The sequence below is a fragment of the Herbidospora sp. RD11066 genome (genome assembly GCF_054661255.1).
Genome location: NZ_BAAGDO010000002.1, coordinates 306320 through 320302, shown reverse-complemented (window position 1 = coordinate 320302; position 13983 = coordinate 306320). Strand labels below are relative to the sequence as shown.

Below are 13983 nucleotides of genomic sequence, written 5' to 3'. Positions count from 1 at the left end.
GATGGACATGCCGATCGCCGCCATCGCGGCCCTCGCCGCCGGAACGCTCGCGTTCCGGCTGGCCGGCCCCCTTTTCCGTGATCGTGTACGTCTTCCGCCCCGCCTCGAGGCCCTGCTGTCCACCGCGGCACTGGTGCTGCTGTTCGCCCTGGTCGTGACGTCGTCGTTCGGCGGCTACGCCCGCCCCGCCGGGGTGGTCGTGGCAGGCGTCTTGGCCCTGCGGAAGGCCCCGTTCCCCGTGATCGTCATCGCGGCGGCCGCGACCACGGCCCTGCTGCGTCTCATCGGGGTGCCCTGACCTGGAACTCCTCCAGCGTCGGCAGGAACCAGGTCTGGTTCCCCCGATTGCTCTCCCGGACGAGATCGCGGAAGGCGTCACTGGCCTCGATGTGGCGGGAGACGTCTCCGACGACGGCGAGGCGGAAGCCGTACTGAACGAATTTCTGCAGAATCGCACCCGCGAGCCCGGTCCGCAGGGAGAAGAACGCGTCGGCGAGCCGCTCGGCCGGGATGACCACCCAGGTGACGTCCTGTCCGAAGGTGGCGCCGATGACGTCGAGCGCGTCGGCCTCGGTGGCGATCAGGGGCCCGTCGGCGGGGAGAACGTAGTGCACGGTCAGTCCTTGGAGAGGGTGTCGATGATGGTCAGCAGCGCGGCGGTGTCGGCCGCGCCCCCGATGACGATGATCTTCAACGTGGCCCTGACCTCGTCGTAGATGGTCTCGACCCGCAGTTGCTGCTCCCCACCGGAGTTGGCCACCGCGATCAGCGCGTTGGAGAGCCGATCGGTCCGATCCCGGCTGATCGCGTCGATCTGGACGACGGCCGACACCTCGACCCCCCGCTGCCGCCGCACCGTCTCGGGAACGACCGGCTGACCGGTGAACGCCTCCAGGTCGTCGCGGGTGATGCGATATTGCTTGCCGATGCGGACCGCCTTCAGCTTCCCGTCACGCACGTAGTTGCGAACGGTCTTGACGTGAAGACCCAGAAGATTGGCGACCTGCTCGACGGAATAGGGCTGCATCTTCCCCATTATAGGGAACGATAGGGAAGGTTAGCGCCGGAGCGAGAAGGCGACCAAGATGACCCCGACGAACGCGAGCGACAGGTTCGCGAAGATCTCACGGCCCTCGAAGAACTCCAGCCGCTCGAAGATCCACCGGTTGGGGGCGTTGAACAGAATGCCCATGAACGGCTGGACGGCGAGATGGTCGATCGTGCCGCTGACACCCATGACGAACAGCAGCAGACCGAGCAGCCGGGGGACTTTACGCATGGGTCGACGGTAGGGGTGGCACCGGTCACGGGGGCTCGGCCGAAGGTCGCCGGGCGGCTCGACTTTGGGATGGGAAATCCTGGATGGCGACGGTTCTGTGCGTACCGCAGGCTCGGCGTCCGACTGGGCGTTTCGCCTGGCGGAGGACTGCGGCTCCGACCGGGATGCCCGTCGTCACGGTGCCGGGGACCTCGCCGAAGGCCGGTGGGATCCGCGCCCGGGACACCCTGATCGAGATCCACCAACGGACCGTCGAGATGCTCGCGGAGATCGACGATCGCGTCCTCGCCGTAGGCGGGGACTGCGTCGCTGCTGCGCATGCCCTTTACTGCTCACGGTGTTGTGGATCGACGCGCACCCTGATGTGTACAGGCCTTCTGCGCTTCCATCGGGGACGTTTCACGGGATGGTCGTCCGGGCGCTGCTGGACGACGGGCCAGCGGGGCTGGTGCCTGCCCGGCCCCTGAGACCTGAACAGGTGATCATCGCTGGGGAGCGGGCCGGGGCCGACTCCGAGCACGACTACCTGGTGGAACATGGCATCCGGCGATATGCGGTCGCGGACCTGCATCGCGCTTTCGCGGGGTTGAGCGGGCCGGTCTATGTGTACATCGTTTGTCGTAGCGGGTCGCAACGGCCCGGAACTGCTTGAGCCGGTTGATCGCCCGCTCGACCATGTCGCGGCCCACGTCACGGACCGGATCGAAACCAGCGGACGGCCATCGACCGACCCGCTGCCGGCGGCGATGCGCCTTCTGGTCGTCGGGCGCGGGAATGATGTGCCGGATGGTGTAGCGGCGCAGATCGAAGCGGTTGGCCCGGGAGTTGTAGGCCTTGTCGGCCGCGACGCTGACCGGGCGGGTCCTGGGCCGGGGCTTGCAGCTATGAGCGGCACCCGGATGCGGTCGAGCACCGCACTCGCCTGCGGGCTGTCACCGGTTTGCCCCCTCAGTGAGCAGGAACGACAAGGGGCGGCATCGGCCGTCGACCGCCAGGTGGATCTTCGTGCCGAGCCCACCGCGCGAGCGGCCTAACCCTCCGGCAGCCGGACAGCCAAACCCGCCAGCACCAGATCGCCATGCTTTGTCCCGGCCGCCACCCCATTTGGACGGACAGCCGGACAAGTAGCGGATCGTTCTCGCTTCCGAACCTGCTTCCGAATCGGCACGCACAGAGGCTGGTTTCGAGCTGACACCCCCATCGTGAGCCGATGCCTCACACCGGCCCGCTTCAGCTCGGCGGAGGCCCGGGCTCCACCCAACGCCGACTCGGCGAACACCTCGGGATGCCAGCTGCGGAGTATCCGGTGCCCGAGCCGCTTCCTCTGATCAGCGTCTTCTCAGGTACGCGAGCACGGCCAGCACGCGCCGGTGGTCGTCTTCGGCAGGGGGAAGGTCGAGCTTGGTCAGGATGCCGGCGATGTGCTTGGCGATCGCCGCCTCGGTGACCACCAAAGCACGGGCGATGGCGGCGTTCGACCGCCCCTCAGCCACGAGACCGAGAACCTCGCGTTCGCGCGGGGTCAGCCGGGAGAGCGGCTCGCGGCGGCGGCCGAGCAGTTGCCGCACCACCTCGGGGTCGACGACCGTGTGCCCGGCGGCGACGCGTTCGACCGCGTCGACGAACTCGCTCACGTCACCGATCCGGTCCTTCAGCAGGTAGCCGATGCCCGCGCCGCCACCCGAGTCGAGCAGTTCGGCGGCGTAGGTCTGTTCGACGTACTGACTCAACACCAGGACCGCCATCCGTGGGCGGGCGGCGCGCAGGGCGAGCGCGGCCCGCAGACCTTCGTCGCTGAAGCCGGGCGGCATGCGGGCGTCGGTGACGACGATGTCGGGTTCGTGTTCCGTCGCGGCGGTGACCAGCGCGTCGCCGTCGCCGACCGAGGCGACGACGTCATGACCGAACCGGGCGAGGAGCCCGACGAGCCCCTCGCGCAGCAGCACGTCGTCTTCGGCCAGAGCTACTCGAAGGCGCGGCACGGGATCTCCACCGGGTTCGTCTGACGTCGCTCCCCGGCATGGAGGCATGATCGCCGCCGGGCTAGCCGGAGACAGTACATGGAATCTCCACCCGCAGCGAAGTAGGGCCGCCTCGCGGGCTCGACAGGGTCATCACGCCGTCGGTGACGGCGACGCGGTCGGCCAGACCCGCTAGCCCCGATCCGGCCGCCGGGTCGGCGCCGCCCACTCCGTCGTCGCGGACCTCCAGCACCAGCACACCATCGTGGAGCCGGACATACACGAAGCCCTGGCGGGCCTCACTGTGCTTGGCGATGTTCGTCATCGCTTCGGAGACGACGTAGTAGGCGGTGACCTCGACCGGCGGCGGCAACCGGCCGGAAAGCGAGACGTCGACGTCGACGGGGATGGGCGCCCGCCCCGCCACGTCCTCCACGGCCGCACCCAGCCCCCGGTCGGTGAGCACCTGTGGGTGGATGCCACGGATGAGTTCCCGCAGCTCCGCCAAGGCGCGTTTGGCCTCTTCGTGAGCCTCCGCGATCTGCTTCTCGGCGGGCGAACCACGCGGCAGGTCGAGCCGGGCCAGGCCGAGTTTCATGCTGAGGGAGACCAGCCGCTGCTGGGCGCCGTCGTGGAGGTCGCGCTCGATGCGGCGGCGTTCGGCCTCGAACGCGTCGACCAGCCGGGCCCGCGAGCGGATGATCTCGGCGTCGCCGGGTGCGAGCACCGCCCGCGTGATCATGGCCCGGGTGCCCGCCCACGCCGTCAGCATGTAAGCCGAGAGCGGCACCAGAAGCACCCCGGCCAAGGCCAGCGGCAGGCCGTCGGTCCAGTGCATGCTCGGCTGGAACGGCCCCGACATCAGCAACAGCGGCAACCAGAATGCGGAGGAGACCAACCCCAGATCCATCCAGCACAGCACCGTCAACGCGACGACCGTGAACCCGAGATCCCGCCAGGTGGCCTGCTCCCGCGCCCGCGTGGAGAACCAGGCCCGCAGACCCTTCTTCGGCGGCTTCACATGCGGCCGGCCTGCGGGAACACGGTCGACCAGCCGTAGCCGCCACCGCTCGAACGCCGCCGCCGGCAGCGCCAGCACCACCAGGACGAGCACGGCGGCGAGGGTCGCCACCCCCGTGCCATAGAGGTAGGCCGTGTAGATCAGCAGGCACGCGGTCACCGCGTAGAACGCACTGCACAGCAGATAGGCGAGGGAACGCCACGGCCATGACGAGCTGAGGAAAGCCAGTGGCCGAAGCGTCATCGCCGACATGGCGGTTCGGATCAGCACGCCCCGACCGTAACCGATCAGGCCGGGCGGGCACGGTAGTGCCAGGACTACTGTCGTCCCTCGCCGCAGCACCAATGCGCCGGCCGGTGCGGGTGGAGTTCGCTGGACGCCATGAGAGTTCGACTGGAAGCGGTACGCCGCACCTACGGCACGGTGACGGCGCTCGACGGCGTGACGTCCGCCTTCGACGCGGGCACCCTGACGGCGATCATGGGTCCGTCCGGCTCGGGGAAGTCGACCCTGTTACATTGCGCGGCCGGTCTCGACCGCCCGACCGAGGGAACGGTCGTCATCGACGGCACCGACTTGGGTTCGCTCAACGAACACGGCCTGACCGTGCTGCGGCGTGAGCGCGTCGGCTTCGTCTTCCAGGCGTTCAACCTGGTCTCGGCGCTGACCGCCGAACAGAACGTGGCCCTGCCCCTGCGCCTGGCCGGTCGCCCGGCCTCCCCCGACCTCGTGCACCGGGCCCTGGCGGAGGTCGGCCTCGCCGACCGCGCCCGCCACCGGCCGAACGGCCTGTCGGGCGGCGAGCAACAGCGGGTCGCCATCGCCCGGGCGCTGATCACCCGCCCCGCCGTGGTCTTCGCCGACGAACCCACCGGCCAGCTCGACACCGCCACCTCACGCCAGGTCCTCGGCATGCTGCGCGGCCTGGTCGACGATCACGGACAGACGATGATCATGGTGACCCACGATCCGGTGACGGCCTCCTACGCCGACCGGGTCCTCTACCTGGAAGACGGTCGCGTGGTCGACGAATTCACCGGCACCCTCACCGCCGAGAGCATCGCGGCCCGGATGGCGGGCACATGTTGAGCTTCGCGACCGTCCGAGAGCGCTGGCACACCTTCGCCGGCGGCTTCGTCGTCCTGTTCCTCGGCACGGCCCTGGTCTCGATGAGCGTCCTGGCCCTGGCCTCGGCAGGGCCACGCGTACCCGACCGGCTGGCCGGGACCCCAGTGTTCGTCACGGTGCCGAAGACCGAGCGGGCAGACGGCAACTTCGCGCCCGACCGCCCCTGGTCACCCGCGCAGGTAACGGCCTTACTGAACCAACTGAAGTCGATCCCCGAGGTGACCCACGCCATCCCCGACCAGACGTTCTACGCACAACCGATCATCGAAGGCCGCCCCGCACCCTCCGAGCGAGGCCACGCCTGGTCGACGGCCATGCTCGCGCCCTACCCGCTTACAGCGGGCGCGGCCCCTCGCGAGGGCGAGGTGGTTCTGAACCGGTCCCTGGGTCTCGCTCCGGGTGCACAGGTATCCGTGCTGACCGTGCACGGCCCGGCGACGTACACCGTGTCCGGCACGGTCGACGGCCCCGGCGTCTACTTGAACGACTCCGAAGCGGCCCGCATCTCGGCCGGAATCCGCGCGATCGGCCTGATCACGGCACCAGGAGCGAACATCCCATCGATCGCGGATGCGGCGAGACGTGTCTCCGCGCCAGCTTGGGAATCAAGTGCAGGCATTGCCAAAGCAGAGCGAAACAACTCCGGTCTGATCAGCGAGCATCGACCGATCGCGGGCAGCAACTCCGAAGCGGCAACCGTGGGCGGTCACCCCATCAGGGCGGGGAATCGCGGAGGAGCCGTCGTTTCAACGGATCAAGTCGAACGGTACGACTCCGATCTCAGCGGCAAGCACCTGCCAGCCTCTGGCAGCGAAGCTGGCACGGCTCGGTCAGCAGAAACTGACGTCGCTTCGATGCGCGGAGCCCATGGCGATGACTCCGGCCTGATCGTCAAGCAGCTACCAGCCACTGGTAGCCAGACCGGCTCGGCTCGGGCCCCAGAAACTCACACCACTTCCAAGCACCAAGCCCAGGGTGCAGAAACTGACCTCGCTTCGATGCGCGGAGCACATGGCGACGACTCCGGCCTGATCGTCAAGCAGCCACCCGCCACTGGGAGCCAGACCGGCTCGGCTCGAGCCCCAGAAACTCACACCGCTTCCAAGCACCGAGCCCAAGGCGGCGAGCAGCAGCCGACCACTGAGATGTCTGGGACATCAGGAGCTGACGTCGGCTCCTCGGATGGAGTTGAGGGAGGCGATTCAGATCTGGCCGATAAGCAGCGGCTGCCCAGTGGCAGTGACTCCAGCTCCGAAGCAAGCATCACCACAATGGCCGTTGCCAAGGGGATCAGCGAGCAGAGGCCGACCATAGGAAAGCCGGGAGCGAGCATCGCCGTTACCGCTCATGAGAGGAGATCCGCAACCGAGCCGCTGGCAGTCGCCGTCGTCCTCACCGGGGATGACCGCAGCGCTCTGGAGCCGCAGGACGACGAGCGGACCCGGTGGATCGGGCTTCAGGTTCTCACCGGGATGGCCGTGCTGTCGGCGCTCGTGTCGGTTCTGGTGGTGGGGTCGACGCTGGCCGTGGGTGTGGCGCAGCGACGGCGTGAGTTCGGGCTGCTCCGGGCCATCGGCGCGACACCGCGCCAGGTTCGGGCCATGGTGTACGGCGAAGCTCTCGTGGTCGGCGTCGCCGCAACAGCTGCGGGCGTGGCGGCCGGTGCGCTGCTCGCCCCCTTGCTAGGCGCCGTACTGGTCGACGTCGGTTTCGAGCCGGAGGGCTTCACCGTCGCGCTGTCGCCCCTCCCGATCGCGGGGTCGTTCGCCGCCGGAGTGGCCGGAACCCTGGTGGCGGTGTGGTCGGCGTCCCGGCGGGCCGCGAAGGTCGCCCCGCTGGAGGCGCTGCGGGAGGCCGAGGTGGACGACCGTCCGATGCCGCGCGTGCGGTGGATCATCGGGCTGGCCTTGTGCGCGCTGGGCGTGGCCTCGGCGGCCGGTTCCGACCCCGAGGGCGCATTCGTGATGTCGGGCCTGGTGGCCGCCATCGGGGTGATCTCGGGCCTGGCGCTGCTGTCCCCCGTCGTGGTCCCGCCGCTGGCGCGGGTCCTGTCGTGGCCGCTTACCAGAGGCCGGGGGGCGATCGGGATGCTCGTGCGGGAGAACGCCCGGACCTCGGTCCGCCGGACCGCCGCCACGGCCACGCCGGTGCTGGTCACCGTGGGCTGCGCGGTGCTGATCACGGGGATGGTGCAGACGACCGCCGCCGGTTTCGCCGCCGTCCGCGCCACCACGATCCGGGCCGACGCGGTCATCGTGCCCGACGGCACGCCCGGCCTGACCGACGCGTCCAGCGGCGAGTCGTCCCTGTTCAGCGCGCTGTTCGAACCGAACGGCGACCCTCTCAGCGCCATCGGTGCGACCCCCGAACTCCTGTCACTCGCCGGTAACACGACCGGTCCGCTCGAGGAGCTCAGACGCGACGACCGGATCCTCGTGGCCGACTGGCTGGCCGAAGACCGCGGTCTGCAGATCGGCTCGACCCTGCCGGTGTCCTTCGAAGACGGCACCTCGGCACGGCTGACCGTCGCCGGCACCGTCCAGGACGCGGGCGCCGACGTGCTGATCTCCCGGGATCTGCTCCGGCGGCACGACCCGGCCGTCCTCGCCGACGAGGCGTTCGTCGTCGGGGCCGCCCCGGCGCCCGGCCCGGGAACCCGGGTCGTGGACGTCACGGCTTTCGCCGCCGAAGCCGACGCCGAAGAAGACCGGCTGGTGTGGATCGCGACCCTGCTCCTGGTCGTGGTCTCCACCGCCTACGCGGGGGTGGCGATCGTGAACACGATGGTCATGTCGGCCGCCGGTCGGGGCCGTGACCTCGAGGTGCTGCGGCTCTCGGGGGCGACGCCCCAGCAGGTGCGCGGCACGCTCGCGGCCGAGTCGGTGCTGGTGGTGCTGCTCGGCGCCGGGCTGGGAGCAGTGGTCGCCCTGCCCGCCCTGCTCGGGATCCGCGGCGCCTTCGCGACGGCCATGCGCGCGGACGTCCCCCTCGTGATCCCCTGGCCGCTCATCCTGGGCGTGATCGCCGCCTGCCTCGTACTGGCCGCCGGCGCCTCCGTCCTCGCCGCGAGGTCCGCCACGACCAAAGTCGGCGCGTGAGCGACCATCGGCGCATGGCCGCGGAAAAGCCACGGTGGTTACGCTCGAACGCGATGAACACCTCCCCCCGCCGCACCCGTGACTGGATCGTCGACTCGCTGCTGTTCGGCTTCGCGGTCGCGTTCGGCCTGGCCGCCGCCTGGGGACGGATCACGACGGGCCACCAGCTCCTGCACCCCGTCCTGTTCCACCTCGACCAGGTGCTGGGCGTGCTGGGATGTGCGGCCGTCTGGTGGCGTCGCCGGTTCCCGGTCGAGCTGGCCCTCGTCACGGTCGTGATCGGGTCGTGGTCGGAGCTGATCGCCGGGGCGACGATCGTGGCGCTGTTCAACGTCGCCGTGCACCGTCCACCGCGGATCACCGGAGCGGTGTTCGGGCTCAGCCTGCTGTCGTGTGTCGCCTACGCCATCCTGCGCCCCGAACCGAGTGATCCCGCCTTGGTGGTGTTCTCGCTGGGTGCGTCCATCTACGGCATGGTCACCGCTTGGGGCATGGTGATCCACCACCGGCGGCAGCTCGTCGTGTCCCGGCGCGACCGGGAGGCGCAGATGGCCACGGAGGTGCGGCTGCGGGCCGAGCAGGCCCAGATGCAGGCCCGTGAGGCGATCGCCAGGGAGATGCACGACGTCCTGGGTCATCGGTTGTCGCTGCTCAGCGTGCACGCGGGCGCGCTGGAGTTCCGTCCCGACGCGCCGCCGGAAGACGTCGCCCGTGCCGCCAAGATCATCAGAGAGAGCGCTCATCAGGCCCTCCAGGATCTGCGCGATGTGATCGGTGTCCTGCGCGCCCCCGTACGGGAGCTTCCGCAGCCGACCCTCGCCGAGGTCGGCCGCCTCACCGAGGAGTCGGCGCGGGCGGGTATGGCGGTGACGCTGACCGAGAAGATCGAGGGTGAGGTGCCCGGGCTGATCGGGCGCACCGGTTACCGCATCGTCCAGGAAGGCCTGACCAACGCCCGGAAACACGCCCCCGGCGCGGCCGTGGAGGTGGAGGTCACCGGCGCCGCCGGGCTGGGGCTGACGGTCGAGGTCCGCAACGGCCGCGCGCCCGGCGGGCCCACCGTCCACTCCGGCGGGCAGGGTCTGGTGGGGCTGGCCGAGCGGGTGGCGCTGGCCGGGGGCAGGCTTATCCACAGTGAGCGGTCGGGCGGCGGCTGGGTGCTGGCGGCTTGGTTACCCTGGCCGACATGACCATCGCCGTGCTGATCGTCGACGACGACCCCCTGGTCCGAGCCGGCCTGACGATGATGCTCGGCGGGTCCCCCGACCTGCGCATCGCCGGTGAGGCCGCAGACGGCTCCCAGGTCGCCGGGCTCGTCGACACGCTGGCGCCCGACGTGATCCTGATGGACATCCGCATGCCCGTCATGGACGGCCTGGCCGCCACCGAGCTCCTTCGTGCCCGGCCCGATGCGCCGGAGGTGATCGTCCTGACCACGTTCGACGCCGACGAACACGTCCTGCGGGCGTTACGGGCGGGCGCGGCCGGGTTCCTGCTGAAGGACACCCCACCGGCCGAGATCGTCGAGGCGGTCAGAGAGGTGGCGCGCGGCAACCCCGTCCTGTCGCCGCAGGTGACCCGGCGTCTCATGGACCGCGTCGCCGAAACCGGCCCCGACCGGCGCAAAGCAGTCGCCACAGGGAGGCTGGAGACCCTCAACGCCCGCGAGCGTGAGGTCGCCGTCGCGGTCGGCCACGGCCGGTCGAACGCCCAGATCGGCGCCGAGCTCTATTTGAGCGTCCCGACGGTCAAGACCCACGTGTCGAGCATCCTGGCCAAGCTCGGCTTCAACAACCGGGTGCAGATCGCCCTGCTCGTCCACGACGCCGGTCTGATCAGCGAACCGCCTCGATGAGCATCCGCTGCGAGTGCGCCACGAAGGGGCCGTGCCGCTCGATGAAGCCGTCCAAGATCTTCAAGCGGTCGCGGTAGGCCTCGACCGTGAATCCGGGGACCGTCCAGATGACCTTCCTGAGGAACACCACGACGGCGGTGACGTCGAAGAACTCCATCCGGAGCGCCTCGTGCCGCACGTCGGTCACGGTGAGCCCGGCACGCTCGGCGGCGGTCACGAGCCCGACGACGTCGACGCCGGAATGCGTTGTCAGCGGGTCCGCCGCGCGGCGGCCTCCGGTGACGGGTCCCATCATGAACTCGGTCAGGTCACGCACCGACCCCGACCCGACGTGCTGGGCCAGATATCGTCCACCGGGCGTGAGCACCCGCGCGACCTCGTCCCATCGCGTGGTGACGGGATGCCGCGAGACGACCAGGTCGAAGTGGCCGTCGGGAAAGGGCAGGTCGGCGTCGTCGGCGACATGGGCGACGGTCCCGCCGAGGTTCCGCCGGGCGATGGCCAGGTTGGGCTCCCACGATTCGGTCGCCGCCACCACCGGCGGCAGAACCGGAACCGACGCCAGCACCTCACCCCCACCGGTCTGCACGTCGAGCAGCGCTTTCGCCGACGCGGCCCGGTCGGCGAGCAGCCGCGCATATCCCCACGAGGGCCGCTGCTCGGTGGCCCGCCCGTCGAACCAGGAGAAATCCCATCCATCGACGGGTACCGCGGCACCTTCAGCCAGACGATCATCGAACATACGACCAACGATGCCGGGCCCAACGCCCGATTCCCACCGATTAACGCCCACGGGATCCACGACGGTGCCGGTCGCCCGGTGTCGCCGGGGTGACCGCAGTGGTCAGCCGGGCAGGTTAGGGGGTGCGGGGTCTTGGGGTCGCCGGTGCGGGGCCGGACGAGCCGCGATGCTCGGCGACCACCCTCGTCCCCGTCGTCCGCCGGGCCAATGCCACCCGGCCGCCCGCACACCGAAGCCACGACCGCCGCCGTGTACGAGCTCGGCGGCGACGAATCCTTCACCCTGACCGAGCTCGCCGCCGCGATCTCCGCTGCGGCCGGAAAACAGGTTACCTACGCCGCCCCCTCGGCCTCTCGCCCGACGGGCCATGGAGCGGGACGACGGGGTGGTGGCCGGAGTTGGTCAAGGAGGTGTGGCCCTGCGCGGAAGACTCGCGGCGGCCCGTGGAGCCTGGCTCGTCTTCGCGGACGAAGCCGGATTCTCCATGACGCCGCCGCGCGCGAAGACCTGGTCACAGCGCGGCCGGACCCCGGTGGTGCAGGTCTGCGGCCGCTCCCGCGGACGGATCTCCATCGCCGCGCCGAGCTGCTACAAACCCGGTCGCCGCGCCAAGCTCATCTACCGGCCCCGCCATGACGACGGCCGTCGCGATGGGCGCAAGAGCTTCTCCTGGCGCGACTACCGGGACCTGTTGATCACAGCACACCAGCAGCTCGGTGGCCCGATCGTTCTCGTCTGGGACAACCTCAACGTCCACAAGGCCGCCGACCTGCACAAGTTCGCCGAGGCCCGGGACTGCCGCCCTACGCACCCGACCTCAACCCAGTCGAGGGGATCTGTTCCCTCCTGCGACGCGGCCGGCTCGTCCAGCGCATCCGGCGCGGCCTACGGCACATCCAGTACCGCAGCGAACGCATTGACGGCTGCCTCGCCGAGACCGGCCTGGCAATCAGACCTACCTGAGCAACGCCGCCACATCACGAGTTCGACCTCAGTGATGCAGGGCGGACGCGAGTGCCTCGGCCAGGGTCACGGGCGGGCGGCCGATCAGGCGGCGCAAGTCGCCGGAGTCGGTGTACATCTCGCCGCGGTTCATACCGCGGTCAGCGTCGGCGAGGACCTCCGCCAGCTCGGCGGGTAGGCCCGCGGCGTCCAGTACCTGGGCGAAGTCGGCGACCGGGAGGTCAGCGTAGGTAACCTGCTTTCCGGCCGCAGCGGAGATCGCGGCGGCGAGCTCGGTCAGGGTGAAGGATTCGTCGCCGCCGAGCTCGTACACGGCGCCGGTGTGGCCTTCGGTGGTGAGGGCGACCGCTGCGGCCTCGGCGTAGTCGGCGCGGGACGCGGCGCTGATCCGCCCCTCGCCCGCAGCGCCGACGACCACGCCGTTCTGCAGGATCTGCGGCAGTTGGCTGGTGTAGTTCTCCAGGTACCAGCCGTTGCGCAGCAGCACGCTGGGGATTCCGCGGTCCCGCAGATACGCCTCGGTCTCGCCGTGCGTGACACCGATGACGGTGGTGGCCGTGTCCGCGTGCGTCGTGCTCGTGTACGCCACCAGCGACACGCCTGCGGATGCCGCGGCGTCGATCACGCGGCGGTGGTTGGCGACCCGCTCGCCCACGGGGACCGAGGCCGAGATCAGCAGCAGCCTGTCCGCCCCCGCGAACGCCTCGGCCAGGCCATCCGTGTCCGCGAAGTCGGCGCGGCGTACCGTGATGCCTCGGTCGGCCAAATCCTTGATCCCGGCGATGTCCCGGCCGGTCGCGATGATGTCCGCAGCCGGGATCCCGCGCCGCAGCAGTGCCTCGACGGTGAGCCTGCCCAGCTGGCCGGCGGCTCCGGTGACGACGATCGGCATGATGGTCATTCCTTCCTTCCGCGCGTGCCTCGCACGCCTGCCGCGGTCCGTCCGCCGCGGGATGGAACACAGAATGACCTGAACACTCTCTGTTGGGGAGTAGCCACCTTCTAGTACGGTACTTACCACAGCGAAAGCATCGAGGTGAGCCGGGCCCATGCCGTCATTCGATCCGTACGAGCGCGGCTGCCCGTCGCGGGACCTGCTCGACCAGATCGGCAGCAAGTGGGCGGTCCTCGTGCTGGGCGAACTCGGCCGGAACGGGACCTCCCGGTTCGGTCATCTCCGGCAGGCGCTGGCGGGCGTGAGCGAGAAGATGCTCACCCAGACGCTGCGCACCCTCGAACGCGACGGGCTGGTCAGCCGGACCGTCTACCCAGAGGTGCCGCCGCACGTGGAGTATGAGCTGACCGCGCTCGGCCAGACGCTACGGGAACCACTGAAGGCGCTCACGGAGTGGTCCGTGCTGCACATCGAAGAAGTCATCACCGCCCGCGAAGAGTACGACGACCGCACTGAGCGCACCAGGTAATCACCGGCGGTCTGCGGTCTGGTCATAGACGGCCGCCTCGCCGAGACCGGCCCGAGGTGCCAAATTCAGCCAGCTTCCTTTCGCCAGGAGCTCTTAGCGTTCCCCTCGCTCGCGCTCCCCCGCCACGCGTTCGTCCAGTTCAGGCACTTCGAAGACCTCGCGGATCTCGATGCCCTCCTCGCCGTCCTGGACGTAGGGCATCTTCAAGGCCCAAGCCACCGCCTCCTCCTTCGAGGCCACCTCGATGATCCAGAACCCGGCGATGACCTCTTTGGTCTCGGTGAACGGGCCGTCGATGACGACGGCCTTTCCTTTCCGGTACGAAATCCGCGCCCCCGTCGACATCGGGTGCAACGCCTCGGCGGTCAGCAGCACCCCGGCCTCCGTCATCGACGCGTTATAGGCGCGCATGGCCTCGATGAGGTCGTCACTGGGCAGTACCCCGGCCTCGCTGGCCTCGCTCCCCCGGCCCATGATCATGAATCGCATCCGCCCAGTCTGGTGGAATGTCC

Annotated in this window: 15 protein-coding genes and 2 pseudogenes; 8 read left to right on the top strand and 9 right to left on the bottom strand. The window is 69.8% G+C overall.

Going from position 1 to position 13983, the window contains the following annotated elements; translation table 11 throughout:
• Position 1 precedes the first annotated feature (1 nt).
• Complete coding sequence (locus ACYQ78_RS07945; RefSeq protein WP_459800072.1) at positions 2-298, top strand: AzlD domain-containing protein; 297 nt, start codon at positions 2-4, stop codon at positions 296-298.
• On the opposite strand, the gene ACYQ78_RS07940 is transcribed toward ACYQ78_RS07945, so the two are convergent.
• The 3 genes from ACYQ78_RS07940 to ACYQ78_RS07930 are packed head-to-tail and all read right to left on the bottom strand — an operon-like array spanning position 282 to position 1279.
• On the bottom strand, positions 282-614 hold the full coding sequence (locus ACYQ78_RS07940; RefSeq protein ID WP_459800071.1) for a DUF4180 domain-containing protein: 333 nt from the start codon (positions 612-614) through the stop codon (positions 282-284). The two genes, ACYQ78_RS07945 and ACYQ78_RS07940, sit on opposite strands and share 17 nt — an antisense overlap.
• A 2-nt stretch (positions 615-616) precedes the next feature.
• On the bottom strand, positions 617-1027 hold the full coding sequence (locus ACYQ78_RS07935) for a helix-turn-helix domain-containing protein (protein WP_459800070.1): 411 nt from the start codon (positions 1025-1027) through the stop codon (positions 617-619).
• A gap of 30 nt (positions 1028-1057) precedes the next feature.
• Positions 1058-1279: a hypothetical protein gene (locus tag ACYQ78_RS07930; protein WP_459800069.1), complete on the bottom strand. Its 222-nt coding sequence runs from the start codon at positions 1277-1279 to the stop codon at positions 1058-1060.
• A 97-nt stretch (positions 1280-1376) separates the two neighbouring features.
• On the opposite strand from ACYQ78_RS07930, the gene ACYQ78_RS07925 reads away from it, so the two are divergent.
• Positions 1377-1931, top strand: coding sequence for an arginase family protein (locus ACYQ78_RS07925; RefSeq protein WP_459800742.1), 555 nt, complete (start codon positions 1377-1379; stop codon positions 1929-1931).
• Here ACYQ78_RS07925 and ACYQ78_RS07920 read toward each other — a convergent pair.
• The 3 genes and pseudogenes from ACYQ78_RS07920 to ACYQ78_RS07910 form a co-directional block, all read right to left on the bottom strand.
• Positions 1891-2316, bottom strand: a pseudogene (locus ACYQ78_RS07920) (IS5 family transposase); the annotation flags it as partial. The gene ACYQ78_RS07925 and the pseudogene ACYQ78_RS07920 overlap by 41 nt on opposite strands.
• A 291-nt stretch (positions 2317-2607) precedes the next feature.
• The gene (locus tag ACYQ78_RS07915) at positions 2608-3309 is read right to left on the bottom strand and encodes a response regulator (RefSeq protein ID WP_459800068.1); all 702 of its coding nucleotides are present in this window, start codon (positions 3307-3309) and stop codon (positions 2608-2610) included.
• 13 nt (positions 3310-3322) lie between these two features.
• Positions 3323-4531 (bottom strand): sensor histidine kinase, encoded by a 1209-nt coding sequence (locus ACYQ78_RS07910; protein WP_459800067.1) that lies wholly within the window; start codon positions 4529-4531, stop codon positions 3323-3325.
• A gap of 111 nt (positions 4532-4642) precedes the next feature.
• Here ACYQ78_RS07910 and ACYQ78_RS07905 point away from each other — a divergent pair, with 111 nt between their 5' ends.
• The 4 genes from ACYQ78_RS07905 (at position 4643) to ACYQ78_RS07890 (ending at position 10342) form a co-directional block, all read left to right on the top strand.
• A complete protein-coding gene (locus ACYQ78_RS07905) occupies positions 4643-5350 on the top strand; it encodes an ABC transporter ATP-binding protein (protein ID WP_459800066.1) in 708 nt (235 codons plus the stop codon).
• A 1310-nt stretch (positions 5351-6660) separates the two neighbouring features.
• Positions 6661-8487: an FtsX-like permease family protein gene (locus tag ACYQ78_RS07900; RefSeq protein ID WP_459800065.1), complete on the top strand. Its 1827-nt coding sequence runs from the start codon at positions 6661-6663 to the stop codon at positions 8485-8487.
• A gap of 53 nt (positions 8488-8540) precedes the next feature.
• On the top strand, positions 8541-9677 hold the full coding sequence (locus ACYQ78_RS07895) for a sensor histidine kinase (RefSeq protein ID WP_459800064.1): 1137 nt from the start codon (positions 8541-8543) through the stop codon (positions 9675-9677).
• Positions 9674-10342, top strand: coding sequence for a response regulator (locus tag ACYQ78_RS07890; protein ID WP_459800063.1), 669 nt, complete (start codon positions 9674-9676; stop codon positions 10340-10342). Before ACYQ78_RS07895 ends, ACYQ78_RS07890 begins: the two co-directional genes overlap by 4 nt.
• Here ACYQ78_RS07890 and ACYQ78_RS07885 read toward each other — a convergent pair.
• On the bottom strand, positions 10323-11084 hold the full coding sequence (locus ACYQ78_RS07885; RefSeq protein ID WP_459800062.1) for a class I SAM-dependent methyltransferase: 762 nt from the start codon (positions 11082-11084) through the stop codon (positions 10323-10325). The two genes, ACYQ78_RS07890 and ACYQ78_RS07885, sit on opposite strands and share 20 nt — an antisense overlap.
• A 367-nt stretch (positions 11085-11451) precedes the next feature.
• Between ACYQ78_RS07885 and ACYQ78_RS07880 the strand changes: the two are divergent.
• Positions 11452-11865: pseudogene (locus tag ACYQ78_RS07880) on the top strand (transposase); the annotation flags it as partial.
• A 210-nt stretch (positions 11866-12075) separates the two neighbouring features.
• Here ACYQ78_RS07880 and ACYQ78_RS07875 read toward each other — a convergent pair.
• Positions 12076-12948 carry an SDR family oxidoreductase gene (locus tag ACYQ78_RS07875; protein WP_459800061.1) on the bottom strand — a complete coding sequence of 291 codons (873 nt, stop codon included), beginning with the start codon at positions 12946-12948 and terminating at the stop codon, positions 12076-12078.
• 148 nt (positions 12949-13096) lie between these two features.
• Here ACYQ78_RS07875 and ACYQ78_RS07870 point away from each other — a divergent pair, with 148 nt between their 5' ends.
• Positions 13097-13471: a winged helix-turn-helix transcriptional regulator gene (locus tag ACYQ78_RS07870; protein ID WP_202609808.1), complete on the top strand. Its 375-nt coding sequence runs from the start codon at positions 13097-13099 to the stop codon at positions 13469-13471.
• Between the two features lie 93 nt (positions 13472-13564).
• Here the strand turns inward: ACYQ78_RS07870 and ACYQ78_RS07865 are convergent, their stop codons facing one another.
• Positions 13565-13960 carry a YciI family protein gene (locus tag ACYQ78_RS07865; protein WP_459800060.1) on the bottom strand — a complete coding sequence of 132 codons (396 nt, stop codon included), beginning with the start codon at positions 13958-13960 and terminating at the stop codon, positions 13565-13567.
• Positions 13961-13983 lie beyond the last annotated feature (23 nt).

Excerpts from the sequence above, each read along its gene's own strand:
- ACYQ78_RS07945 (WP_459800072.1), top strand. The coding sequence starts at position 2 with ATGGACATGCCGATCGCCGCCATCGCGGCCCTCGCCGCCGGAACGCTC.
- ACYQ78_RS07870 (WP_202609808.1), top strand. The coding sequence starts at position 13,097 with ATGCCGTCATTCGATCCGTACGAGCGCGGCTGCCCGTCGCGGGACCTG.
- ACYQ78_RS07935 (WP_459800070.1), bottom strand. The coding sequence starts at position 1,027 with ATGCAGCCCTATTCCGTCGAGCAGGTCGCCAATCTTCTGGGTCTTCAC.
- ACYQ78_RS07885 (WP_459800062.1), bottom strand. The coding sequence starts at position 11,084 with ATGTTCGATGATCGTCTGGCTGAAGGTGCCGCGGTACCCGTCGATGGA.
- ACYQ78_RS07895 (WP_459800064.1), top strand. The coding sequence starts at position 8,541 with ATGAACACCTCCCCCCGCCGCACCCGTGACTGGATCGTCGACTCGCTG.
- ACYQ78_RS07890 (WP_459800063.1), top strand. The coding sequence starts at position 9,674 with ATGACCATCGCCGTGCTGATCGTCGACGACGACCCCCTGGTCCGAGCC.
- ACYQ78_RS07915 (WP_459800068.1), bottom strand. The coding sequence starts at position 3,309 with ATGCCTCCATGCCGGGGAGCGACGTCAGACGAACCCGGTGGAGATCCC.
- ACYQ78_RS07865 (WP_459800060.1), bottom strand. The coding sequence starts at position 13,960 with ATGCGATTCATGATCATGGGCCGGGGGAGCGAGGCCAGCGAGGCCGGG.
- ACYQ78_RS07905 (WP_459800066.1), top strand. The coding sequence starts at position 4,643 with ATGAGAGTTCGACTGGAAGCGGTACGCCGCACCTACGGCACGGTGACG.
- ACYQ78_RS07875 (WP_459800061.1), bottom strand. The coding sequence starts at position 12,948 with ATGACCATCATGCCGATCGTCGTCACCGGAGCCGCCGGCCAGCTGGGC.
- ACYQ78_RS07900 (WP_459800065.1), top strand. The coding sequence starts at position 6,661 with ATGGCCGTTGCCAAGGGGATCAGCGAGCAGAGGCCGACCATAGGAAAG.
- ACYQ78_RS07930 (WP_459800069.1), bottom strand. The coding sequence starts at position 1,279 with ATGCGTAAAGTCCCCCGGCTGCTCGGTCTGCTGCTGTTCGTCATGGGT.